Source organism: Paraburkholderia heleia NBRC 101817 (genome assembly GCF_000739775.1).
Classification (GTDB): domain Bacteria; phylum Pseudomonadota; class Gammaproteobacteria; order Burkholderiales; family Burkholderiaceae; genus Paraburkholderia; species Paraburkholderia heleia.
In genome coordinates this window covers 1-23,970 of record NZ_BBJH01000019.1, presented here as the reverse complement: position 1 = coordinate 23,970, position 23,970 = coordinate 1, and the positions used below count along the sequence as shown (strand labels likewise).

Annotated in this window: 17 protein-coding genes and 1 pseudogene; 15 read left to right on the top strand and 3 right to left on the bottom strand. The window is 64.6% G+C overall.

Translation table 11 applies throughout. From position 1 onward, the window contains the following. Window positions 1-23: 23 nt before the first annotated feature. The 14 genes from rbsK to BHE01S_RS16055 all read left to right on the top strand — a co-directional run bounded on the left by rbsK (window position 24) and on the right by BHE01S_RS16055 (window position 19,841). Window positions 24-965: a ribokinase gene (gene rbsK, locus BHE01S_RS16120; protein WP_281177758.1), complete on the top strand. Its 942-nt coding sequence runs from the start codon at window positions 24-26 to the stop codon at window positions 963-965. 194 nt (window positions 966-1,159) lie between these two features. After that, the gene (locus BHE01S_RS16115) at window positions 1,160-2,944 is read left to right on the top strand and encodes a methyl-accepting chemotaxis protein (protein ID WP_042265699.1); all 1,785 of its coding nucleotides are present in this window, start codon (window positions 1,160-1,162) and stop codon (window positions 2,942-2,944) included. 377 nt (window positions 2,945-3,321) lie between these two features. Continuing rightward, window positions 3,322-4,083: a 2-keto-4-pentenoate hydratase gene (locus BHE01S_RS16110; RefSeq protein ID WP_042265698.1), complete on the top strand. Its 762-nt coding sequence runs from the start codon at window positions 3,322-3,324 to the stop codon at window positions 4,081-4,083. A 776-nt stretch (window positions 4,084-4,859) separates the two neighbouring features. Further along, window positions 4,860-6,782: a PrkA family serine protein kinase gene (locus BHE01S_RS16105; protein ID WP_028211520.1), complete on the top strand. Its 1,923-nt coding sequence runs from the start codon at window positions 4,860-4,862 to the stop codon at window positions 6,780-6,782. A 175-nt stretch (window positions 6,783-6,957) separates the two neighbouring features. Then, window positions 6,958-8,226 (top strand): YeaH/YhbH family protein, encoded by a 1,269-nt coding sequence (locus BHE01S_RS16100; RefSeq protein ID WP_042265697.1) that lies wholly within the window; start codon window positions 6,958-6,960, stop codon window positions 8,224-8,226. Beyond that, window positions 8,223-9,947: a SpoVR family protein gene (locus BHE01S_RS16095; RefSeq protein WP_042265696.1), complete on the top strand. Its 1,725-nt coding sequence runs from the start codon at window positions 8,223-8,225 to the stop codon at window positions 9,945-9,947. Before BHE01S_RS16100 ends, BHE01S_RS16095 begins: the two co-directional genes overlap by 4 nt. Before the next feature lie 195 nt (window positions 9,948-10,142). Beyond that, entirely contained in the window at window positions 10,143-11,819 is a 1,677-nt protein-coding gene (locus BHE01S_RS16090; RefSeq protein WP_042265695.1) for a SulP family inorganic anion transporter, read from the top strand. Window positions 11,820-12,027: 208 nt separating this feature from the next. Beyond that, window positions 12,028-13,431: a GH1 family beta-glucosidase gene (locus BHE01S_RS16085; RefSeq protein WP_042265694.1), complete on the top strand. Its 1,404-nt coding sequence runs from the start codon at window positions 12,028-12,030 to the stop codon at window positions 13,429-13,431. A 251-nt stretch (window positions 13,432-13,682) separates the two neighbouring features. Next, a complete protein-coding gene (locus BHE01S_RS16080; protein WP_042265692.1) occupies window positions 13,683-14,921 on the top strand; it encodes an ABC transporter substrate-binding protein in 1,239 nt (412 codons plus the stop codon). 8 nt (window positions 14,922-14,929) lie between these two features. After that, window positions 14,930-15,874: a carbohydrate ABC transporter permease gene (locus BHE01S_RS16075; RefSeq protein ID WP_042265691.1), complete on the top strand. Its 945-nt coding sequence runs from the start codon at window positions 14,930-14,932 to the stop codon at window positions 15,872-15,874. An 8-nt stretch (window positions 15,875-15,882) separates the two neighbouring features. Next, complete coding sequence (locus BHE01S_RS16070; protein ID WP_157025437.1) at window positions 15,883-16,800, top strand: carbohydrate ABC transporter permease; 918 nt, start codon at window positions 15,883-15,885, stop codon at window positions 16,798-16,800. A gap of 9 nt (window positions 16,801-16,809) precedes the next feature. Next, the gene (locus BHE01S_RS16065) at window positions 16,810-17,907 is read left to right on the top strand and encodes an ABC transporter ATP-binding protein (RefSeq protein WP_042265689.1); all 1,098 of its coding nucleotides are present in this window, start codon (window positions 16,810-16,812) and stop codon (window positions 17,905-17,907) included. Between the two features lie 35 nt (window positions 17,908-17,942). Next, a complete protein-coding gene (locus tag BHE01S_RS16060) occupies window positions 17,943-18,950 on the top strand; it encodes a LacI family DNA-binding transcriptional regulator (RefSeq protein WP_174479508.1) in 1,008 nt (335 codons plus the stop codon). Between the two features lie 120 nt (window positions 18,951-19,070). Further along, a complete protein-coding gene (locus tag BHE01S_RS16055; RefSeq protein ID WP_042265688.1) occupies window positions 19,071-19,841 on the top strand; it encodes an IclR family transcriptional regulator in 771 nt (256 codons plus the stop codon). 74 nt (window positions 19,842-19,915) lie between these two features. Here BHE01S_RS16055 and BHE01S_RS16050 read toward each other — a convergent pair whose 3' ends face one another. From BHE01S_RS16050 to BHE01S_RS16040, 3 genes are read right to left on the bottom strand one after another with little or no spacing between them, the layout of a single operon-like run. Then, window positions 19,916-20,758 (bottom strand): citryl-CoA lyase, encoded by an 843-nt coding sequence (locus BHE01S_RS16050; protein WP_042265687.1) that lies wholly within the window; start codon window positions 20,756-20,758, stop codon window positions 19,916-19,918. 2 nt (window positions 20,759-20,760) lie between these two features. Continuing rightward, on the bottom strand, window positions 20,761-21,957 hold the full coding sequence (locus BHE01S_RS16045) for a CaiB/BaiF CoA transferase family protein (protein ID WP_042265686.1): 1,197 nt from the start codon (window positions 21,955-21,957) through the stop codon (window positions 20,761-20,763). Window positions 21,958-21,981: 24 nt separating this feature from the next. Continuing rightward, window positions 21,982-23,406, bottom strand: coding sequence for an MFS transporter (locus BHE01S_RS16040; protein ID WP_042265846.1), 1,425 nt, complete (start codon window positions 23,404-23,406; stop codon window positions 21,982-21,984). 242 nt (window positions 23,407-23,648) lie between these two features. On the opposite strand from BHE01S_RS16040, the pseudogene BHE01S_RS39860 reads away from it, so the two are divergent. Next, window positions 23,649-23,774 (top strand): annotated as a pseudogene (locus BHE01S_RS39860) (hypothetical protein); the annotation flags it as partial. Window positions 23,775-23,970 lie beyond the last annotated feature (196 nt).

Genomic DNA, 23,970 nt, shown 5'->3' with positions numbered 1-23,970 from the left:
GCGCAAGCCATCGAGGAGGCATCGTGACGACTGACGCAGCAAAGCCGGCCGACACGCGCGCTCGCGTGGCCGTGGTCGGCAGTCTGAACATGGATCTCGTCGCGCGTGCGCCGCGCTTGCCGTCTCCCGGCGAGACGCTCGCGGGCCATGCGTTTGCGCAGGTGGCCGGCGGCAAGGGCGGTAACCAGGCGGTGGCCGCGGCGCGCCTGGGCGCCCAGGTGGCGATGATCGGCCGGGTCGGCGCCGACAGCAACGGCGAGGTATTGCGCACGGGGCTGATGGCGGAAGGTATCGACTGCGGCGCGCTCGAAACATCGCCGGGGGCGCCAACCGGCGTGGCGCTGATCGTCGTCGACGACGCGAGTCAGAACGCCATCGTCATCGTGGCCGGCAGCAACGGCGAGCTCACGCCCGAAACGATCCTGCGCCATGAGGCCGTGCTCGCGCAGGCCGACGTGGTGGTCTGCCAGCTCGAAACGCCCCCGGATGCCGTGGCGGCCGCGCTCGCCGCCGCACGGCGGCTCGGCAAGATCACCATCCTCAATCCGGCGCCCGCCACGGGGCCGCTGCCCGCGCAGTGGCTTGCGCTCGTCGACTACCTTGTGCCGAACGAACTGGAGGCCGCGACGCTCACCGGCCTGCCTGCGGGCACGCCCGAAGAAGCCGCCCAGGCGGCGCTGGCGCTGCGCGAGGCGGGTGCGCGCAACGTGCTGGTGACGCTCGGTGCGCAGGGCGTATGTGCGCTGCTGGAGGGCGCCGGGCCGGCCCATCTGCCCGCGCCGCGCGTGAATGCCGTGGACACGACGGCGGCCGGCGACACCTTCATCGGCGCGTTCGCCGCGCGCCTTGCCGCCGGCGCAACTGCGCTCGAGGCCATTGCGTTCGCGCTGCGCGCGGCGTCGGTTTCCGTCACGCGCGCGGGTGCGCAACCTTCCATTCCGACACTTGCCGAACTCGCGGGCTGAGCGAATCTGCCTGTCCTTTAGGCGTAGTCGTCCATGCGCCGGTTATTCGGCCCGCGCATGGACGATTCGCGCCAATACTTCATACCATATACACATTTCAAGACCATGAAAGCCCCTGCCGTAAACGCCTGTTAGAGCGGTCACTCCGTGTCGGACGCCAGGTCCGACACCACATTACAAGCGTTGGGGGAGTCATGGGCAAGGGCATCAGTATCAAGGCGCGCATCGGCATCACAATGAGCTTTCTGGCGACGTTGATCATCGCGCTCAGCGCGGTCGGATTGCTCGGTCTCACGCGTTCGAACGAGGCGTATCGCGAGACCTTCACCGACCAGATGCCCAGTTCGCACGCGGTCAATCTGGCCGAGATCTATGCGGCCCGCGAGCGTCTTGCGCTCGACCGGGCGGCTTTCGAACTGGGTACGCCCGACGCTGCTGCGACAATCGATCGTGCGCGCATGTTGCGCGGCGTATCGGACGACTACTGGAAGAAGTACATGGCCTTGCCGCATAACGGCGACGAAGCGCGCCTCGCTCAGGACGTCGCAGCCCGGCGCGAGGCCCTGCATCAGATTGCGAACCAGTTTTCCGTCACGGTCCAGTCCGGCGACCAGGCAAAGGTCGCGGCGGGCTCCAAAGCGCTGAAAGAAGCCTACGACGGACTTTCGAAGGCCGACGCCGTACTCGACAAGTTCCAGATGACGCAGGCGCAAAACGGTTTCGACGACGCCCAGGCGGCGTTCTCGCAGCTGCGCGCCGCGTGCATCGCGGCGCTGCTCGTCGGCATTGGCGCTGCCGCGTATTCGTTCTTCTCGCTGCGCCGCGCCATCGCCGGGCCGCTCGGCGAGGCGCTCGGCGCGTTCCATGCGATCGCCGCCGGCGATCTGCGCCGGCCCGTGGTCGTGCGCCGCAACGACGAGATGGGCGAACTTCTGGGCGGCGTCGCGCAGATGCAGCGCAGCCTCACCGAAACGGTGCGCTCGGTGCGCTCGGGCACCGAATCGATCGCCACGGCCACGCGCGAGATCGCCGCGGGCAACCTCGACCTCTCGTCGCGCACCGAAGAACAGGCTTCGGCGCTCCAGCAGACCGCATCGAGCATGGAGCAGCTCACGGGCACCGTGAAACAGAATGCCGACAACGCCCGCCAGGCCAGCGCGCTCGCCGCCAACGCCTCGGAAATCGCCCATAAGGGCAGTTCGGTCGTCAATCAGGTGGTCGGCACGATGGGCGACATCAACGACAGTTCCGCGAAGATCGCCGACATCATCACGATCATCGAGGGCATCGCCTTCCAGACCAATATCCTCGCGCTCAATGCGGCCGTCGAAGCGGCGCGCGCAGGCGAGGAAGGGCGCGGCTTCGCCGTGGTGGCGGGTGAGGTGCGCAGCCTCGCGCAGCGCTCGTCGGCGGCGGCCAAGGAGATCAAGGGGCTCATCGACACCTCGGTCGAGCGCGTGCAGGCGGGTTCGGCGCTCGTCGACGAGGCGGGCCGCACGATGACCGAGATCATCGCCGCTGTGCAGCGCGTAACCGACATCATGGGTGAGATCTCGGCGGCTTCACAGGAGCAGTCGGGCGGCATCGACCAGGTCGCGCGCGCGGTCACGCAGATGGACGAGGTGACCCAGCAGAACGCGGCGCTCGTCGAGGAGGCCGCCGCCGCCGCGCAGTCGCTCGAGGACCAGGCTACACGCCTGCGCGAGGCCGTCGCGGTGTTTAACCTGGAAGACGCGGCGCCCGGCGCGGCGCCGGCGCAGCCGGTGCGGGCGGCCGCCAGGGCCGCTTCGGTCTCGCGTTCCGTCTCCCGGTCCGTCACGCGCCCGGCATCCGCCGCCCCGGCTGCAAAGCGCGCGCCGCGCAAAAGCCCCGCTCCCGTTGCCGCCCAGCCGGCCGCACGGGCCGCCGCGGCCCCGAGCGCGCCGCTGAGCGTGGCGGCGGCGGGCGCCGGTTCGCATGGCGACTGGGAAACCTTCTGAAACGCCTCTGATCAGCCGCGCGGGCCGTCCGTGCGCGCGAGCCAGCCGCTGCGCCCCAGCGGCTTTTTTGCGCCTTTGCCCCGCGTTGTGCGGCCCTGCCGTGCGCCATGCGCGCGCCGTTACGGTACATTGTCAGCCGTGTCATCTGCGCGGCCCGGTCGGCGCGCTACACTGCGGCGCCCAGCGGCGCGCGCGAGCGGCATGGCGTCGTGCTGGTTCAGCCCGCGCCGACGCGCGGGCGCGGGCCCGCACGGGGAGGCGCCGCAAGGGGAAGGACCCGCGCCACAGGGCGCGGGAGGGCGCACCGCGCCAGGCAGGACGGATTGCGCCGGCATCGAGCGCCGGCGCCGCATGACAGCACAAACAAGGAACCCGACATGACGCATGACGATCTCGCGCAACGCCTCGTGAATGCGCGCCGGCATCATCATCTGATCGAAACGCTGGAACCCGAGCGCGTGCCGCCGGACGCGGCCACGGCCTATGCGATCCAGCAGGCGGTGCTCGCCGGGCTCGAGACGACCACGGGCGGCTGGAAGGTGGGCGCGCGCGCCCCGGGCGGCCCCGCCTCCGGCGCGCCGATTCCCGCGCCGCTCGTGCACGCCTCGCCGGCCCGCTTCGAGCGCCGCCACTTCTTCCGCGTGCTCGTCGAGCTGGAGATCGCCTTTCGTTTTTCGGAACCGATCGTTCCGCGTGCCGAAGCCTATGCGCGCGACGAGGTGCTCGCGCGCGTCGGCCAGATCCTGCCGGCCATCGAGATCGTCGATAGCCGTTTCGCGCAGTGGCCCAACGTCGCTCCGCTCGCCCAGCTCGCCGATGCACAGAACAACGGCGCACTCGTGACCGGCCATGCGCTGCCGTACCCAGCGCTTGCCCGCGTGCTCGATTTCGTCGCGCCGGAGCTCGAACTGACGTTCGACGGCGCGTCTCTCGTGCCGGAGGCGCCGGGCAACCCCGCCGGCGACCCGCGCGAACTGCTCGTCTGGTTCGTCAATCATTGCGCCGCCATGGGCATCACGATCGAGCCCGAATGGACCATCACGACCGGCACCTATGTCGGTGCGCACCGCATCGATACACCGGGTCTCCTGCACGGCCACATCGACGGGTTGGGGGAAGTCGAAGTCGAGTTCGTCTAGGCCGCCCAGGGGCGCATCATGTAACTGTCGCACCCGTCACATTGGCTTCAGTGAAAGGCTGCCGCGCGCATTGCGCGGCGGCTTTATTTTTTTGTGCACGCTGTCCGTCTCATGGGTGTAAACCTGGCAACCTGTCATGCGCGTCATCTTTATCGCAAGTCGTTTGAATGGAGCGGGAAAACCACTACTGGCGACAGGGCCTGGCAGCGTCGGCCGGCATCCGCGCAAGAATGCGCGGCAGGTCACCGACGACGGCGAAACCGACGCGTAAAACGGGAAAAAAATCGCATTGACGCGTGCTCACAACATCGGCGTGGCAGTGCGCCATGCGGGCGCGCTCTGCGGGCTCGCGAACAAATCGTAACGAGTGGGTGTGCACCGGCGCTGCACTCGTGCGTTTGATGAAGAGGCGCTGCGGATGCCGTAGCGCCGGACGGCAAGGCGCGAAACCGGTCGAACACGAGGAAAAACCAGCAAAAACCAGGTAAAGGCGCGGTGTCGCGTATGCGCGGCCCGACGGATTCGACCAACATGCAGGCACAGCATTTGGGAAGGAGCGTGACCCCGGTCTGAAATTTGCACCAGTAGGGAAGATCATTGTAAGTCGTTGTCCGGCGCCCTCCAAGCGCTCAAAAATGCTTAGCTTTCGAGGGCACATCAGGCGCGATTTAACGGTGCGAAAAATTTCAAAAGGGTTTAGGATGAATTTGAGCGATGTCGTTTCCGAATAGCGCGCCGCGCACGACATCGGTCGCAGATCTCGGCGAGGAGGTAGCATGGATATCTACAGCAGCTTCGCGACCCGCTTCGAAAAAACGCGAGAGGAGGAGTTCTCGCTCGAGGAGTATCTCGCGCTCTGCAAGGAAGATCCCAATGCGTACGCCACGGCTGGCGAACGCATGCTGACGGCAATCGGCGAACCCGAACAGATCGACACCCGCAACGATCCGCGCCTGTCGCGCATCTTTGCGAACAAGGTCATCAAGGTGTATCCCGCATTCCGCGAGTTCTATGGCATGGAAGACGTGATCGAGCAGGTCGTCGCGTATTTCCGCCATGCGGCGCAAGGACTCGAAGAGAAGAAGCAGATTCTCTATCTGCTCGGTCCGGTGGGTGGCGGCAAGTCCTCCATCGCCGAGCGTCTGAAGCAGCTCATGGAGCGCGTGCCGTTCTACGCGATCAAGGGCTCGCCCGTGAACGAATCTCCGCTCGGGCTTTTCGACTACGACGAAGACGGTCCGATACTCGAAGAGCAATACGGCATACCGCGCCGTTACCTGCGCAGCATCCTGAGCCCGTGGGCCGTGAAGCGCCTGCACGAATACAACGGCGACATCCGCAAGTTCCGCGTGGTGCGCCGCTTCCCGTCCATCCTGCGCCAGATCGGCATCGCAAAGACCGAGCCTGGCGACGAAAACAATCAGGACATCTCGTCGCTCGTCGGCAAGGTGGACATCCGCAAGCTCGAGCAATACGCCCAGGACGACGCCGACGCGTACAGCTACTCGGGCGGCCTGTGTCTCGCGAATCAGGGCCTGCTCGAATTCGTCGAAATGTTCAAGGCGCCGATCAAGGTGCTGCACCCGCTGCTCACGGCCACCCAGGAAGGCAACTTCAAGGGCACCGAAGGATTCGGGGCGATCCCGTTCAACGGCATCATCCTCGCGCACTCGAACGAGTCGGAGTGGAAGGCGTTCCGCAACAACCGCAACAACGAGGCCCTGCTCGATCGTATCTTCGTGGTGAAGGTGCCGTACTGCCTGCGCTACTCGGAAGAGATGAAGATCTACGAGAAGCTGTTGCGCAATTCGTCGCTTGCCGAAGCCGTGTGCGCGCCGGGCACGCTGAAGATGATGGCGCAGATGTCGGTGCTCACGCGCCTGCAGGAGCCGGAGAACTCCAGCCTCTTCTCGAAGATGCAGGTGTACGACGGCGAAAACCTCAAGGACACCGATCCAAAGGCGAAGTCGTACCAGGAGTACCGCGACTTCGCGGGCGTGGACGAAGGGATGAACGGGGTCTCGACGCGCTTCGCGTTCAAGATTCTCTCACGCGTGTTCAACTTCGACTCGACCGAAGTGGCAGCGAATCCGGTGCACCTCATGTATGTGCTCGAACAGCAGATCGAACGCGAGCAGTTTCCGCCGGAAACCGAGCAGAAGTATCTGTCGTTCGTCAAGGACGTGCTGGCCTCGCGTTACGCGGAGTTCATCGGCAAGGAGATCCAGACCGCTTACCTCGAGTCGTATTCGGAATACGGGCAGAACATCTTCGACCGCTATGTCACGTACGCCGACTTCTGGATTCAGGACCAGGAGTTCCGCGATCACGATACGGGCGAGAGCTTCGATCGCGCGGCGTTGAATGCCGAGCTCGAGAAGATCGAGAAGCCCGCGGGCATCAGCAACCCGAAGGACTTCCGCAACGAGATCGTGAACTTCGTGCTGCGCGCGCGTGCGGCCAATGCCGGCAAGAATCCGGCCTGGATCAGCTATGAGAAACTGCGCGTGGTGATCGAAAAGAAAATGTTCTCGAACACGGAAGAACTTTTGCCGGTCATCTCGTTCAATGCGAAAGGATCGGCGGAAGAGCAGCGCAAGCACGAAGACTTCGTCAACCGCATGGTGGCGAAGGGCTATACGCCGAAGCAGGTCCGGTTGCTCTGCGACTGGTATCTGCGGGTGCGCAAGTCGTCGTGAACGAAGAGGCTTTACCGTCCGGGCGCGCTGCCGCAGTTTTGCGGCGGCGCAAGCGGACCCCCGGCGGGGCGCAGGCGGCGTGGCCATGAGCGGGTGAACGCGGCACGCACGATGGCAAACGCGGCAATGAACACTGCGCACCTCGCCCATTCGAAACTGGAGCGGGAGACTGGATGTGCTTCATCAAATCATCGACCGCAGGCTAGCCGGAAAGAACAAGAGCATTGCTAACCGCGAGCGCTTTTTGCGCCGCGTGAAGAACTATATTCGTCACGCCGTATCGGAAGCGGTGCGTGACCGCAGCATCAAGGACATACAGAGCAACCAGAGCATCACCATTCCGCGCAAGGACATCGCGGAGCCGTCGTTCCGGCACGGCCCCGGCGGCAAACGCGAAATGGTTCATCCAGGCAACGAGGACTACATTCGCGGCGACCGCATTCCGCGCCCGCAGGGCGGCGGGGGCGGGGGCGGCAGCCAGGCGAGCAACGAGGGCGAAGGTCAGGACGACTTCGTGTTCGAACTCTCGCGCGAAGAGTTCATGCAGTACTTCTTCGACGACCTCGAACTGCCGCGCCTCGTCAAAACCCATCTCATGGCCGTGCCTACGTGGAAGAGCATCCGCGCGGGCTGGGCGGCCGAGGGCACGCCGAACAACATCGACGTCGTCCGGTCGCTGCGCAGCGCGCTCGGCCGTCGTATCGCACTCGGCGCGCCGCTCGTCAACGAACTGCACGAACTCGAGGAGCGACTCGAAGCGCTCAAGGCCGACCCGGCCGACCGGCGCGAAGAGATCGCGTTGCTCGAAGAGCAGATTCATCACCTGCGCGGGCGCATCTGGCGCATTCCGTTCATTGACCCGTTCGATCTGCGGTACGTGAATCGCGTGAAGCAGCCGCAGCCGTCGAGCCAGGCTGTGATGTTCTGCCTGATGGACGTGTCGGGCTCGATGGACGAGCAGCGCAAGGACTTGTCCAAGCGCTTCTTCATCCTCCTGTACCTGTTCCTCAAGCGCAATTACGAAAAGATCGAGGTGGTCTTCATTCGCCACCACACGCGCGCCGAGGAAGTGGACGAGGACACCTTCTTTCATTCCACCGAAAGCGGCGGCACGGTCGTGTCGAGCGCGCTGGAGCTGATGAAAAAAGTGATCGAGGACCGTTATTCGCCAAGCGACTGGAACATCTACGGCGCACAGGCTTCGGACGGCGACAACTGGACTGACGATTCACCCAAATGCCGCAAGATTCTCGCGGATGACATACTCCCGCAGGTGCGCTATTTTGCGTATATTCAGGTGACGCCGGAGGAGCAGAACCTCTGGCTCGAATACGCGCAGCTCGCGCTCACCGAACCGCATCTGGCGATGAAAAAAGTCGACACCGCGGCGGACATCTACCCGGTGTTCCGGGAGCTTTTCGAAAAGCAGGTGGAGCACTCATGACGACACGCCACCTGCACAATGAGGCGCGCGGCTACCAGCCGGAGCGCCGGAAGACGAGCGGCCACGAAAAAGGGCAGCATGGCGAACACGGCGGCGAGCGCAAGCCCGGCCACCGCGAGGAGGCCGAAGCGCCCGGACATGCCGCCGGGGCTGCTCGCCACAAGGAGCATGGGCTCGCCCAGCAAAGGGAAGTGCAAATGAACGTAGCCGACAAACGGCCGTTGCCGTGCCCCTCCGACTGGACCTTCGAACTCATCGAGGAGTACGACACACATATCTCGCATGTTGCAGAGCAATACGAACTGGACGTTTATCCGATCCAGCTGGAACTGATCAGCGCCGAGCAGATGATGGACGCCTATGCGTCCGTTGGCATGCCGGTGAACTATCGCCACTGGTCGTTCGGCAAGCACTTTCTCTCCACCGAAAAGAGCTATCGCCGCGGCCAGATGGGGCTCGCCTACGAGATCGTCATCAACTCCAACCCCTGCATTGCGTATCTCATGGAAGAGAACACCATGACGATGCAGGCGCTCGTGATCGCGCACGCCGCGTATGGGCACAACTCGTTCTTCAAGGGCAACTATCTGTTCCGTCTCTGGACGGACGCGCACGCCATCATCGACTACCTCGTCTATGCGAAGAATTACATCGCCGAATGCGAGGAACGTTATGGTCTCGACCGTGTGGAAGAGCTGCTCGACTCGTGCCATGCGCTCATGAACTATGGCGTGGACCGCTACAAACGGCCGCAAAAGCTGTCGCTCGAACGCGAGGCCGCATTGCGCCGGGAGCGCGAGGCTTATCTGCAGTCCCAGGTCAATGAGCTATGGCGCACGCTGCCCAAGCAGCAAATGCCCGTTGCCGAGGAGATCGACGAGCGCTTTCCGCCGGAGCCGCAGGAAAACCTGCTGTATTTCGCCGAAAAGAACGCGCCGCTGCTCGAACCATGGGAACGCGAAGTCATCCGCATCGTGCGCAAGATCGGGCAATACTTCTACCCGCAGCGGCAAACCCAGGTCATGAACGAAGGCTGGGCCACGTTCTGGCATTACACGCTGCTCAACACGCTTTATACGCAGGGCAAGCTCGAAGACGGCTTCATGATGGAGTTCCTGCATTCGCACAGCAACGTGATCTATCAGCCGCCGGTGACAAAGCCTTATTACAGCGGCATTAATCCGTATGCGCTCGGCTTTTCGATGATGAGCGACATTCGCCGCATCTGCGAGAACCCCACGGAGGAGGACCGCAAGTGGTTCCCTGAGCTGGCCGGCAGTCCCTGGCTCAAGGCGCTGCACTACGCCATGCGCAATTTCAAGGACGAGAGCTTCGTCGCGCAATACCTGTCGCCGCATCTGATCCGCGAAATGCGCCTGTTCTCGGTGCTCGACGACGACATGCGCGACGCGCTCGAAGTCTCGGCCATTCACGACGAAAGCGGCTACCAGTACGTACGCCAGGCGCTCTCGCGTCAGTACGACATGCATCACCGCGAGCCGAATATCCAGGTGTGGTCGGTGAACACGCGCGGCGATCGCAGCCTCACGCTGCGTCACTTCATGAGCGACAATCGCCATCTTTCGGGCGACACCGACGAAGTGCTGCGCCACATGGCCCGCCTCTGGCAGTTCGACGTGTTCCTCGAAAGCGTGGATGAGAACGGTACGGTCCGAAAACGCTACGAATGCCGTTATGTGCCGCCGCCGATTCGGGTATAACCGTCGCGCTGCGCGACGCGGTTGAGCGTATCAGTCATGAGGCCAGCCTGCGGGCTGGCCTCTTTCATTGATGCGCATGCAACGACGCTGCAATCGAATACGTACCGGAACGCCCACGCGCGCTAACATACTGCGCCAGTGAACCCACAGTAAATAAACACCGCAGGTAGAGGCGGATTTCGAAAGGATGGCGTAATGGCGTTTGAACTGTTTCGCGGTGTGCGGCCGCTGTCTCGCGCGTCTGCATTGCGCGATGCGCTCGCCGGCGTGCAGCTCGCCTCGATGAACGTGCCGCAACTGCTCGGCTACGCGCGCATTGCGGGCATGCCTGCCGTAAGCGGTCTGTACACGGGCTTTCTGCCGCTCGTTGCGTTTGCCCTCTTTGGCGCGTCGCGTCATCTCGTGGTCGCCGCCGATTCCGCCACGGCCACCATTTTCGCGAGCCGTCTCACGACCATGGCGGCGCCTTCGAGCGCCAACTATGTCGCGCTCGCTGGCATGACCGCGTTGCTCACGGCCGTGATGTTGTTGATCGCACGCCTGTTTCGGCTCGGCTTCCTCGCGGACTTTCTATCGCGCACCGTCCTCGCGGGTTTTCTCACGGGCGTCGGCGTGCAAGTGGGCGTGGCGATGCTCGGCGACATGCTTGGCATGACCGTCAATTCACGGCGCACGGTCCTGCAGATCAAGCAGATCGTCACCCAGTCGGGCACGATTCACTGGCCGACGCTTGGCATCGCCGTGGTCGTCGTGGCCGCGATCCTGGTCTTCAAGCGGTTCCGGCCACGCTGGCCGGTGCCGCTTGTCGCCGTCGTGGGGAGCATCGCCGCGAGCGCCACGCTGAACTTCGCGGGCCACGGCATTTCCGTGATCGGCCCAGTGCAGGGCGGCCTGCCGCACCTGAGTTTTCCCGCGGTGGGCTGGTTCCAGATGATCGATCTGCTGCAGGTGGCGGCGTCGTGCTTCGTCATCATCGTCGCGCAGAGCGCCGCCACGAGCCGCGCGTTTGCCGAACGCTACGGCGAGCGCACCGACGAGGACGCCAATCTCCTCGGCCTCGCGGCGGCCAATGCGGCGGCTTCGATGAGCGGCGCTTTCGTCGTGAACGGCAGCCTCACGCAGACCGCCATGGCCGATCAGGCCGGCGCGCGCAGCCAGTTCGCGCAGCTCGTCTTCGCGGGCGTCGTGCTCGTGGTGCTGTTGTTCTTCAGCCGCCTGCTGCAATACCTGCCGCATTGCGTGCTGGCCGCGATCGTCTTCACGATTGCCGTGGGCCTCGTGAACATTCACCAGCTGATCGACATTCGCCGCGAAAGTCCAGGCGAATTCCGGCTTGCGGTCACGACGGCGCTCGCCGTTGTCGTGATCGGCGTGGAGAACGGCATCCTCATCGCGATCGGCCTTTCTTTGCTGCGCCACGTGCGCCATAGCTACCGGCCGCACACCATGGTGCTCGTGCCGAACGAGGAGGGGCACTGGCTGCCCGAACCCGCGCAGGCGGGCCAGCTCACGGCGCCGGGCCTGATCGTCTATCGATTCGGTGCGGACCTGTTCTATGCGAACGACCACTTGTTCGTCGACGAACTGCGCATGCTGATCGATCGGGCGCCGTCGCCCGTGCACTGCGTGGTCGTGGATGCGGCGGCGATTACCGATCTCGATTATTCGGCGGGGCGCGCCGTGATCGACCTGTGTTCGGCACTCGCGGAGCGGGGCGTGAAGGTGATTTTCGGGCGCGTGAACCGTTATCTGCTTGCGGACATGGATCGGCACGGCATCACGCCCGTGGTGGGCGGCGCGAACATCTTTCCGACGCTGCACGAGGCGCTCGCGGCGGTGCGTCCCGATCTGGAATCACGCTCGGACGCGTGAACGCCGTGTAGCCATGCTACAAGCGGAAAATCCCTGTAGTGCAAAAAACATCTGAAGCAGCTACATAAAAACGTCCAGAGAAACCCCGATTGTCCGTGGGATTTGGCCACTGTTATTGTGCGCTTCAAGCCCTGTGGAAGCGCTTCCACTCCAACCCGATCCGGCTGTCCAGAACGCGTATGCCGGTGATTCCCGCGCAGGAGGTTTCGTGAATCAGGACACCGCATTGCCGCATTCCGACGCCGCAGTTGCCAACGATCCGTTCACCCCGCCCGCCAGCTCGGCACTGTGGCGCAGCGACTTTCTGCTTGGCGCGGCGACGGCTTCGTATCAGATCGAAGGCGCGATCCACGAGGACGGCCGCCTGCCGTCGATCTGGGACACCTTCAGCGCCATGCCGGGCAAGGTGCTCGCGGGCGACACGGGCGCCGTGGCCTGCGACCACTATCACCGCTGGGAGGCTGACCTCGATCTGCTCGAAAGCCTGAATTTCGAGGCGTATCGCTTTTCGATCGCCTGGCCGCGCGTGATGGACGAGGCGGGGCGGCCCAACGCCAAAGGCATCGCGTTCTACAAGCGTTTGCTGGAACGTCTGAGGCAGAAGGGCGTGCGCACCTTCGCCACGCTCTACCACTGGGACCTGCCGCAGCATCTGGAAGATCGCGGCGGCTGGCTCAACCGCGACACCGCGTACCGCTTCGCCGACTACGCGGACCTCATGAGCCGCGAACTATCCGGCCTCGTCGATGCATGGATGACGCTCAACGAGCCGTGGTGCTCGGCATACCTCGGCTACGGCAACGGCCATCATGCCCCCGGCCTCGCGAACGCCCGCTACGCCACGCAGGCCATGCATCATCTGCTGCTCGGCCACGGCCTCGCAACCGGCGCGCTGCGCGCGAACGATCCGGGCTCGACCAAGGGCATCGTTGCGAACGTGGGGCGGGGGACACCCGATTCCTCGTCGCCGGAAGATGTGCGCGCCGCACGCCGCTTCGAAGTGCAGCACAACGCGTGGATTCTCGATCCGCTGCTCAAGGGCGCGTATCCTGAGGAGCTGTTCGCGTTGTGGCCGGGCACCGAGCCGCTCGTGCTCGAAGGCGACATGAAGACGATCTCGGCGCCGCTCGATTTCCTCGGCATCAACTACTACTTCCGCACCAATGTGAAGAGCGATGGCGCGCACGGCTTTGTCGAAGTGCCGTTGAAGGATGTCGAGCGCACACAGATGGGGTGGGAGGTTCACCCCGACGGCCTGCGCGACCTGCTGACCGGTTTTGGGCGCAACTACGAGAACCTGCCGCCCATCTATATCACCGAAAACGGCATGGCCTCGGACGACCGCGTCATCGGCGGCGAAGTGAACGACACGCAGCGCATCTCGTTCCTCAAGCGCCACCTGGCCGCCGTGGACGCCGCGATCAAGGCCGGCGTGGACGTGCGCGGCTATTTCGTGTGGTCGCTGCTCGACAATTTCGAGTGGGCATTCGGCTACGAGCGGCGCTTTGGCGTCGTGCATGTCGATTACGACACGCAGGTTCGCACGCCCAAGCGCAGTGCGGAACTCATCGCGCATTTCATCGCGCAGCGGCGCGCGCTCGACGGCGCTTGAAGGCGCTTGAAGGCGCGCCAGGGTGTTTGACAGGGTTCCCGGGCAAGGGCAACAACTAGCGTGACAACCACGGCATGGCATGCGACGCTCGGGCATGCCGCTTGACGCGCCGTGGCCGCGACACTTCCAACCATAAGCTTTTGCAGACCAACCCGGAGCGACCGGAGCCCTGCATGGGCCCGACGCCGGTGCCGAACGCACTGACGCCAGGCGACAGCTGAAGCGCCCGCTCCGGATCGACAGGAGACGCAATGAAGCACAACGCACCCGTTCTGCGCGGCATCGTGGCCGCTCTCGCACTGGCCGGCGCGTTCGCGGCCCACGCCGCGGAGCCGCTCAAGGCCAACGTGATTCACTGGTGGACGTCGGGCGGCGAGTCGGCCGCGATCAAGCAGTTCGCGCTCGCCTACGACCAGGCGGGCGGCAAGTGGGTGGACAACGCGATCGCCGGTGCGGACCAGGCGCGTGCAACGGCAATCAACCGCATCGTGGGCGGCGAACCGCCCACCGCCGCTCAGTTCAATACGTCCAGGCAGTTTCACGATCTCATTGACCAGGGACTCCTGAACAATGTCGATGCGGTGGCGACGAAGGAGAACTGGGGCACCATCTTCCCCGAGTCGATCGTCAACGCGATCCGGATCAACGGGCACTACTACGCGACGCCCGTGAACATTCACATGCAGGACTGGTTCTTCTATTCGAAGCCCGCTTTTGCGAAGGCGGGCATCAAGGGTGAACCGCAGAATTTCGACGAACTTTTCGCCGATCTCGACAAGCTCAAGGCGGCCGGCCTGATTCCGCTCGCGCTGGGCGGCCAGGCGTGGCAGGAGAAGATCACCTTCGACGCCATTTTCGCCGACATGGACCGCGATCTCTACATGAAGGTCTACCGCGACCGCGACGCGAATGCCGTGAATTCGCCTGTGTTCCGCAACGTGCTCACGACCTTCAAGCGGTTGCATAATTATGTGGATCCGGGCTCGCCGGGCCGGAACTGGAACGACGCGACGGCGCTCGTCATCTCCGGCAAGGCGGGCATGCAGATCATGGGCGACTGGGCCAAGGGCGAGTTCTCGGCGGCGAACCAGGTGGCGGGCAAGGATTTCGGATGCTTCCCCGGCTTCAAGAACTCGCCGTACATGATCGCGGGCGACGTGTTCGTGTTCCCGAAGACCGACAATCCCGAGCAGATCAAGGCGCAGCAACTGCTCGCCACGGTGATGACGTCGCCTGCCGCGCAGGTCGCGTTCAACCAGAAGAAGGGCTCGATTCCGGTCCGCCCCGACGTGGACACCTCGGGCTTCGACATCTGCGCGAAGGAGGGCATGGCGATCATGAAGGACAAGTCGCGGCAACTGCCGAATCCGGAAATGCTGATTCCGCCCGATGTCCAGGGCGCGCTCCAGGATGTCATCACGAACTTCTGGAACAAGAACCAGTCGGCCGAAGACGCGCAGAAGGCCTTCGCCTCCGCAATCAAGAGCTGAGCGCAATCATGTACGCCGCCAAGCTGCATCCGGCCAAACGTCAAGCGGGGCAAGCGCGCGGCGTTCGCCCCGCGCGCAGGCGGCTCTCGCTCGCCGCCTGGATCGCGCTCGCGCCCATGGCGGCGACGGTCCTGTTCGCGTATCTGGGCACGATGTTGTTTACCGCGCGCGTCTCGCTCAGCTTCTCGCGCTCGCTGCCCACCAACACCTTCGCGGGTGTCACGCAGTACGTGCGGCTCTTCCAGAACGACCGCTGGATCCTGTCGCTGCAGAATCTCGTGATCTATGGCGCATGCTTCATCGCGGCGTGCCTCGTGATCGGGCTGCTGCTCGCGATCTTCATCGACCAGGGCGTCGTGGCGGAAGGCGCGCTGCGGACGGTGTTTCTCTATCCCTATGCGATGTCGTTCGTCGCAACGGGCCTTGTCTGGCAGTGGATCCTCAACCCCGAACTCGGCGTGCAGGCCGTGCTGCGGCACATGGGATTCGAGCATGCGCGCTTCGACTGGATCGTCACGCAGCGCTTCGCGATCTACACGCTCGTGATCGCCACGGTGTGGCAGGCTTCGGGTCTCGTGATGGCGCTCATGCTCGCGGGCCTGCGCGGGATCGACGACGAAATATGGAAGGCCGCGCGCCTCGACGGCATTCCGCGCTGGCGCGTGTATGCGAGCATCGTCGTGCCGATGCTCAAGACCTCGCTTTCCACGGCATTCGTGCTGCTCTTCGTGATGGTCGTGAAGCTCTACGACGCCGTGGTCGCGATGACCCAGGGCGGCCCCGGCACCGCGAGCGAGGTGCCCGCGAAATTCATCATGGATTATCTGTTCAATCGCGCGAACATCGGGCTCGCTTCGGCAGCGTCGATCGTGCTGCTCGCCACCGTGCTCGCGATTCTTGCGCCATTCTTCTACGCGCGCAGCCGCGCGGCCCTCAAAGGAGACCGGGCATGAGCACGCCGATGGCCGATTCGCTGCGTCCCACGCCTGCTCGGGCGCGGGCGGCGCAAAAGCGGCGCAGGCCGCGCAGCCGCTTCACGCCCGCGCGGCTCGGCGTGTATGCGTTTCTGTTCACGGCAGCGCTGTTTTTCCTGCTGCCGCTCTATGTGATGCTGGTGACTTCGGTCAAGCCGATGACCGAGATCCGCCTCGGTCATCTGCTCGCGCTGCCGCTGCATTTCACGCTCGCGCCGTGGCGCGACGCGTGGTCCTCCGCGTGTACGGGACTCGACTGCAACGGCATTCGCGTGGGCTTCTGGAATTCAGTGCGCATCGTCGTGCCAAGCACGGCCATCTCCATCGCCGTGGGTGCCGTGAATGGCTACGCGCTGTCGTTCTGGCGGCCGCGCGGCGCGGGCGTGCTGTTCGGCATCCTGTTCGCGGGCGCCTTCATCCCCGTGCAGGTGATGGTGTACCCCCTCGTGCGCGTACTGGCCTTCGTGCATCTGTTCAGTTCGCTGCCGGGCATCGTCGTGATTCACACGATCTTCGGCATGCCGGTCATGACGCTCCTGTTCCGCAACTACTACGCGTCCTTGCCGCAGGAGCTGTTCAAGGCCGCGCGCATCGACGGCGGCGGGTTCTGGCGCATCTTCGTGCAGCTCATGCTGCCCATGTCGGTGCCGATCATCGTCGTGGCGATCATCATGCAGGTCACCGGCATCTGGAACGACTACATTCTCGGCCTCGTGTTCGCGGGCACGAAAAACCTGCCAATGACGGTGCAGCTGAACAACATCATCAACACGACGACCGGCGAGCGTATCTATAACGTCAACATGGCCGCGACGATCCTCACGTCGGCCGTGCCGCTCGCGGTTTACTTCATTTCCGGGCGCTGGTTCGTGCGCGGCATCGCCTCGGGCGCGGTGAAAGGCTAGGAGCAGGGCATGGGCAACCTCACGAACGTTTCCGTACGCAATCTGCGCATCGACCTCGGCGCGAACACGGTGATCGACGAACTCGATCTCGATGTGCGCGCAGGCGAGTTCGTCGTGCTGCTCGGGCCTTCGGGCTGCGGCAAATCCACCTTGCTGCACAGCATTGCGGGCCTCGTCGACGTGACCGACGGCAGCATCGAGATCGGCGGCGAGGACATGACATGGGCGGACCCGAAGGATCGGGGCGTGGCGCTCGTGTTCCAGTCGTACGCGCTCTATCCGACCATGAACGTGGAGCGAAATCTCTCGTTCGCCTTGCGTATCAATGGCACGCCGAAGGCGGAGATCGACCGCCGCGTCAAGCGCGCCGCCGACATGCTGCAGCTCGGGCCACTGCTTTCGCGCAAGCCCGCGCAGCTCTCGGGCGGCCAGCGCCAACGCGTGGCGATCGGGCGCGCACTCGTGCGCGAGGCGGACGTGTTCTTGTTCGATGAGCCGCTCTCGAATCTCGACGCCAAGTTGCGCACCGAACTGCGCCGCGAACTCAAGCAACTGCACCAGCAACTCGGCGCGACGATGATCTACGTGACGCACGATCAGGTCGAGGCGATGACGCTTGCCACGCGCATGGCGGTGATGAAGGGCGGGGCGATCCAGCAGTTCGGCACGCCGGCCGAAGTCTACGCGCGCCCCGAGAACCTGTTCGTCGCGACCTTCCTCGGCGCGCCGCCGATGAACCTGCTGCGGGGCAGGCTCGAAGCCGACGAAGGCCGCCTGCGCTTTCGGGGCCCGGGCCTCGACGTGGATGTTTCGGCTTACGCGTTCAAGGGCACGCCCGATCCGACGCGCGCCTGCGTGCTCGGCGTGCGCCCGGAAGACGTGCGCTCGGGCAGTGCTGCGCGAGCGCATGAAACGACGTGGGAAGGCCGCTTGACGCTGGTGGAGCCCATGGGCAATCATCGTGTCCTGTGGATCGAGCATCAGGGGGGGCTGATCGCGTCGATCGATCAGGACAAGGCGCCGCTTGCGAGTGGGGCGGCGGTGCCGTTCTCCATCGACGGTGCGCATGTCTCGCTGTTCGACGAGGAAACCGGCGCGCGGATTTGATGCGCATGACCGACAAAGAAAGAGAGACCAGGAACGTGGCGACCCTGAAAGACGTGGCGGCGCTGGCCGGTGTGGGCCTTTCGACGGCTTCGCGGGCGATATCGGGCAACGGTCCGGTGTCGGCGGACGCGGCCGCGCGCGTGCAGGCTGCGATCGAGCAGCTCAATTTCCGGCCTTCGTCCATCGGCCGGGCGATGGCCACGAAGTCGCTCGGCATCATCGGTATCTTCGTACCGACGTTTTTTGGTTCGTACTACGGCACCATCCTGAAGGAAACCGATACGCAGCTGCGTGCCGTGCGGCGCCATGTGGTGGTGGCCACCGGTTGCGGCGAAGCCTCGCCGCGCGAGCAGGCCATCGAGGCCGTGCGTTTCCTGATTGGCCGCGATTGCGACGGCGTGGTCGTCATCAGCCACGATCTGTACGACGACGACCTGCAGATGCTGCACGCCATGCACCCGCGCATGGCCTTCCTGAATCGCTCATTCGATCAGTTGCCCGAAGCGTCGTTTTGCGCCGATCACTTTCACGGCGGCGAGATGGCTGCCCGCACGCTGATCGAGCACGGCCATCGCGAGCTTGCGGTGATCGGCGGCCCGTCCACGTCATCGGACAATGCGGCGCGTCTGCATGGCTTCTTCGCCGAGCTGGCGCGTCACGGCATCGAGCGTAGAACCGTGCCGCATATCGTCTCGGACTTCTCGCCCGAAGGCGGCTATGTGGCGGCCGGGACGCTCCTCGAACGCAAGCACCGCTTCACCGGGTTATTCTGCGCGAACGACACGATGGCCATGAGTGCGCTCGCGCGCCTGCATCAGGCAGGGTTGCGCGTGCCCCACGACGTTTCGGTGATCGGCTACGACGACGACTATTCGGCGGCCTACATGGCGCCGGCACTGACCTCGGTGCACATTCCCACCGCGGAACTCACGCGCAACGCGGTGCGCTGGCTCATCAACCAGTGCTACGGCACGCAGTGGCCGATCGAGCGGACGTTCCCGGTGAGCGTGACGATGCGCGATTCGGTGGCGCGGGCAAAGTAACGCGCGCGAAACGTGTATCGAGCAACAAGGGTGGAGCCGAAGGTGAGGGCGGCAGCCGCACCCGGAAGCCGGCAAGTCGCGTAAAATCGAACGCATTCCCAATCCCCGCGTTTTCCATTCATGCCTGCGCAAGACCCGGCTGGTACGGTCAAGAAAGAAGAAGGTGTCGCTGTCATCGACCGCGCGTGTGCCATCCTGTTTGCGTTTCGACCAGCAGACAGCGCGCTCACGCTCGCCGAACTCGCGGCGCGCACGGGCCTCTATAAAAGCACGTTGCTGCGGCTCGCCGGCGCGCTGATACAGCATCGCCTGCTGCTGCGCCTCGACGACGGCCGCTACCAGCTCGGCCCCGCCACGTTCGCGCTGGGCGCGCTCTACCAGCGAAGCCTCAACATGGGCGACATTCTGCTGCCGCTCATGCGTGATCTGGCGGCAGCGAGCGGGGAGAGCGTTTCGTTCTACGTGCGTGACAACACGGTGCGCGTGTGCCTGCATCGTGTCGATTCCCATCATGTAGTGCGCCACCATGTGCGCGAAGGCGACGTGCTGCCGCTCGAAAGCGGATCTGGCGGTCGCGCGCTGCTGGCATTCAGCGGCGAGCCGGGCGAGCCATTCGAGACCATTCGTCACGACTTCTACTGCATCTCGATCGGGGAGCGCGACCGCGAAACCGCAGGCGTGTCCATGCCCGTATTCGGCGTTCACGATGCCTTGCGCGGCGTGCTCACGCTCGCCGGGCCGAGTTCGCGCATCGACGGGGCGTTCGTCGAGCGCCATCTCGATGCACTGTTCGATTGCGCGATACGCGCTACCGACGCGCTGGGCGGCGACTCGCGCGCGCTGCGCGCCGCCCGGCGTGCGCACGCTGCGCACACACGCCAGGACGCCTGAAGCTGCGTGCGGCTGGTGCAAACGCCGCGGGCGCAAGACGCCGCTTGCACACACGTGCTTTCACGGCACGTTGATCAGGACTGCTCCAGATGCCGCTCAGGCGCGCCAGTATAGGCATACGGAATCTGGCGCGGCATGGGTCCCTTGTTGCGCTCGCCGCGCCCGCGCTGCTCCCACGCATGCGCAAGGATGCCCACCGCACGCGAGAGGCAGAACACGCCGCGCGCCAGTTCGGGCGCAAAGCCCAGTTCGGCGTAGATAACGGCCGTTACGCCGTCGATATTCATCGGCACGGGCCGGTCCTTGCGCTTCTTCAGCAAGGCTTCGATGCCGCGCGCAATCGCGGCATAGCGGCCCTTGATCGTGCCGGACGCCACACGCGCATCGACGAGGGCGAGCAGCCGTCCTGCGCGCGGATCGACCGGGTGAAAGCGATGGCCGAAGCCCGGCAGATACTTGCCGTGAGCGGCGATGAATTCGTCTACGCCCGCTTCGACTGCCGCTTCGAACGAGGTGCCTGCCACGATGCGAGCGGCGATGTCGGCATAGAGTTCGACTGCCTGCTGGCCGGCGCCGCCGTGCACGTCGTCGAGTGCGTTGAGCGCGGACGCCATGGCACCGTTGATAGGCAAGCCGCAGCTCGTGGCCATGCGCGAGATCGCGATTGAAGGCGCATGCGGCCCGTGATCGACCGAGGCCACGAGCGCCGCTTCGAGCAGCGTCGCCTCCTCGTCGCCGGGCAGCTCGCCGCGCAGCATCAGCCAGATCATCTGCGGAAAACTCACGTTGCCGATCAGTTCCTGGATCGGATAGCCGCGCACCTTGATCGAGCCCGGATGGATGTCGATGATCGAGGTGCTCCAGTAGTCGGCGCAAAGGGCGGCGAGATCGGGCGTGGTCGTATTCGTCGTCGGCATGATCAGATCACTCCGCCCTGGTGGAGGGCGTCGATTTGGGCGGCTTCGTAACCGAGTTGTGCAAGTGTTTCGCGCGTGTGGGCGCCGAGCGTCGGCGCGGGCGTGGCGGGCGCGGCGTCGGCATCGGCGAGCCGCAGGCCCGCGCGCGTCACGCGTTGCGCGGCTTCGCCCTGTGCCGCCTCGAACTCGCGTATGAAGCGCCGTTCGGCCAGATGCGGATGCGCGAGGATTTCGGGCACCGAGAGCACGCGGCCCACGGGCACGCCGCGCTCGAGCAGGCGCGTTTCCCAGTTGGCCGCGCTGTCTGCGGCGAGCGCGGTTTCGATCTCGGCCTTGAGCGCTTCGCGATACTGCTTGCGCGTATCGCGCGCGGCAAACCGCTCGTCGCGCGGCAGGTCCGGGCGGCCGATCGCCTCGCACAGGCTTTCGAACTGGCGCGCTTCGTTTGCCGCGATATTGAGCAGCCCTGCACCGGTGCGGAAGGTGCCCGAGGGTGCCGCCGTGAAATTCTCGTTACCCATCGGTGCGGGCTCGACTCCGGCGTTCAGATAGTTCGATACGACCCAGCCCATGGTCGCGAGCGTGGCTTCGAGCATCGAAACGTCGAGGCGCCGCCCGCGGCCGCTCGTGCGTGCGTCGACGAGCGCCGCGCAAATGCCGAATGCGGCAGTGAGGCCGCCCACCGTATCGGAGACGGGGTAGCCCACGCGCAGCGGCGCGCTGTGCGCGTCGCCCGTCACGCTCATCACGCCGGACATGCCCTGAACAATCTGGTCGTAAGCGGGGCGGCGCGACAACTCGCCCTCGTCGCCGAAACCGGAAATCGCGCAGTAGACCAATGCGGGATTCACTTTGGATAACTGATCGTAGCCGAGTTCGAGGCGCTCCATCACGCCGGGGCGGAAGTTTTCGACGAGGACCTCGGCGTGACGCACCAGATCGAGCAGAATGGCCTTGCCGCGCGGGTCCTTCAGGTTCAGCGTGATCGAGCGCTTGCCCGCATTCACGGCCACGAACGACGCGCCCATATTGCGCGCAGCGGCGTCCTTGTCGGCTCCGAGGCGCCGCGCAAGGTCGCCGCCTTCGGGATGCTCGACCTTGGTGACTTCGGCGCCGAAGAGCGCGAGTTGATAGGCGCAGAACGGACCCGCGAGCACATTCGACAGATCCAGGACGCGCACGCCGGCTAACGGGAGCATGGTGACAGCCTCATATTGAATCAATTAGCGGGAGATGTCGTCGAGCGCGCGATTTTTCGTGCGCGGCCCGAAGATGCCAATGGCCGCCATCACCACGATCATTGCGCCCGTGATCAGCGCGAAAACGCCTGGCACACCGAAGTGGCGCAGCGCGAACGCGATCATGAAGCCCGAGAACATCGCGGAGAGGCGCGACATCGAATAAACGAAGCCAACGGCCGTGGCGCGCATGCGAGTGGGGAACAGCTCGACCTGGTATGCGTGATAGCCGACCGAGAGCAGCGTGCCGCCAAGCGTGATGAGCACGCCGAGGAACATGAGCATGCCGGCCGACGTTTGCATGGCGAACAGCGTGCCGCAGACGGCGATGGCGAGCGCGGAGAGCACGACGAGCGTCTTGCGTTCGATGCGGTCGGCAATTGCCATGCCGAGCAGCGGACCGAACGGATTCGACGCGGCGATCACGAACGAGTAGAGCAGGCTGTGCGTGACCGCGATGCCCTTGGAAACGAGGAGCGTCGGCACCCACGAGGCGAAGCCATAGAAGCCGATAGCCTGAAACAGATTGAAGACGAGCAGCGTGACCGTGCGGCGACGGTAAGGCGGCTGCCAGATCTCGGCGAAGCGCGCCTTGACGAGTGTTTGCGCGCCGGCCGATTCGACGACGGGCGCGGACAGCGGGCGCCCATGCTGCGCCTCGATCTTCGCTTCGAGCCTCGCGAGAATGCGCGCGGCCTCCTCGGTGCGGCCGCGCTGGGCGAGCCAGCGCGCGCTCTCGGGCACGCGGCGGCGGATCGCCCAGGCAATGAGCGCGCCGAACGCGCCGAACATCACGACCCAGCGCCAGCCGTCGAAGCCGAGCGGCGCGCGCGGCACGAACCACCACGCGAGCAACGCGACGGCCGGCACGGCTGTGTACTGCACCAGATGCACGAACGCAAACGCGCGACCGCGCATGTGCTTGGGCACGAGTTCGCTCACATAGGTGTCGATGGTGACGAGTTCGACCCCGACGCCAATGCCCGCGATGAGGCGCCACAGGCTGATGCCGGGCGCGCTTGTCTGCAGCGCCATGATGCAGGTCGCAACCGAATACCAAAGCAGCGATGCAGTGAACAGGGTACGGCGGCCATAGCGGTCGGCAAGACCGGTCAGGCAGAACGTGCCGATGAAGAGCCCCGCGAACGACGCCGCCACGAATGCGCCGAGACCCGAGAAGCCGAAGAACGAAGCCGTGGTGGTCGAATAGAGCCCGCTCTTCACAAGGCCTGGCCCGACATAGGCCGTGAAAAACAAGTCGTAGAACTCAAACCAGCCCCCCAACGAAAGCAGGAGCACGAGCGTCCAGATAGTGCGCGTCGCCGGCAGGCGATCAATGCGCGCGTTGATCTCGGCCGCACTGGCAGGCGCGGCGGCATGGTCCCGGGGCGACGCACGCGTCGCTCCGATTGGCAAGCTGGACATCGGAATCTCCTGAACGCTTCGTTTGCGTGTCTAATCGTTCTTTCTGACAGAACAACGTTCTATAAATGTGACTCGATGATACTGCGCGGCATTGAGGTAACCGACCAGGGCTTTTACTGGGTTGCACTCTCACTGCGAGTGCAACGCGCGAAACACGCGGATATCTGGCGTATCGAAGCGCCGCTTGGGGAGCTTTTCTTTTCTGTTAGAGCAAAGCAACGCGGCGAGTCACGGCAGCGCAGGTGCCCGGCGGCGAGAAAGTCGATGCGCGCTGGTGCACGCATGGCGCGTTTCAGCAGCGAGGCGCCGACCGGGAAATGTGGATCGAGCAGGAACGGCGGCCACTGGCTTAATGAGCAAGCGATGCAGGCAATCGGCCCAATGATTGAGGACTATCGGGACCGGGTTGCGGACGGGCGAGAAGACTTGCAAGGTGACGCTATCTGTGGATTTTAGATATTTAACATAAGATAAATTATCGCAGTTTTGTTTGTAGTCGCTTTATAGATGGAATGGTCGCCTCCCGCCTTGACGGGCCATCCGACGCCG

What these genes read in the sequence shown, in the direction of transcription:
- BHE01S_RS16095 (WP_042265696.1), top strand. Translation starts at nt 8,223, where the DNA reads ATGACGACACGCCACCTGCACAATGAGGCGCGCGGCTACCAGCCGGAG.
- BHE01S_RS16105 (WP_028211520.1), top strand. Translation starts at nt 4,860, where the DNA reads ATGGATATCTACAGCAGCTTCGCGACCCGCTTCGAAAAAACGCGAGAG.
- BHE01S_RS16115 (WP_042265699.1), top strand. Translation starts at nt 1,160, where the DNA reads ATGGGCAAGGGCATCAGTATCAAGGCGCGCATCGGCATCACAATGAGC.
- BHE01S_RS16110 (WP_042265698.1), top strand. Translation starts at nt 3,322, where the DNA reads ATGACGCATGACGATCTCGCGCAACGCCTCGTGAATGCGCGCCGGCAT.
- BHE01S_RS16070 (WP_157025437.1), top strand. Translation starts at nt 15,883, where the DNA reads ATGGCCGATTCGCTGCGTCCCACGCCTGCTCGGGCGCGGGCGGCGCAA.
- BHE01S_RS16065 (WP_042265689.1), top strand. Translation starts at nt 16,810, where the DNA reads ATGGGCAACCTCACGAACGTTTCCGTACGCAATCTGCGCATCGACCTC.
- BHE01S_RS16090 (WP_042265695.1), top strand. Translation starts at nt 10,143, where the DNA reads ATGGCGTTTGAACTGTTTCGCGGTGTGCGGCCGCTGTCTCGCGCGTCT.
- BHE01S_RS16080 (WP_042265692.1), top strand. Translation starts at nt 13,683, where the DNA reads ATGAAGCACAACGCACCCGTTCTGCGCGGCATCGTGGCCGCTCTCGCA.
- BHE01S_RS16045 (WP_042265686.1), bottom strand. Translation starts at nt 21,957, where the DNA reads ATGCTCCCGTTAGCCGGCGTGCGCGTCCTGGATCTGTCGAATGTGCTC.
- BHE01S_RS16050 (WP_042265687.1), bottom strand. Translation starts at nt 20,758, where the DNA reads ATGCCGACGACGAATACGACCACGCCCGATCTCGCCGCCCTTTGCGCC.
- BHE01S_RS16075 (WP_042265691.1), top strand. Translation starts at nt 14,930, where the DNA reads ATGTACGCCGCCAAGCTGCATCCGGCCAAACGTCAAGCGGGGCAAGCG.
- BHE01S_RS16055 (WP_042265688.1), top strand. Translation starts at nt 19,071, where the DNA reads ATGCCTGCGCAAGACCCGGCTGGTACGGTCAAGAAAGAAGAAGGTGTC.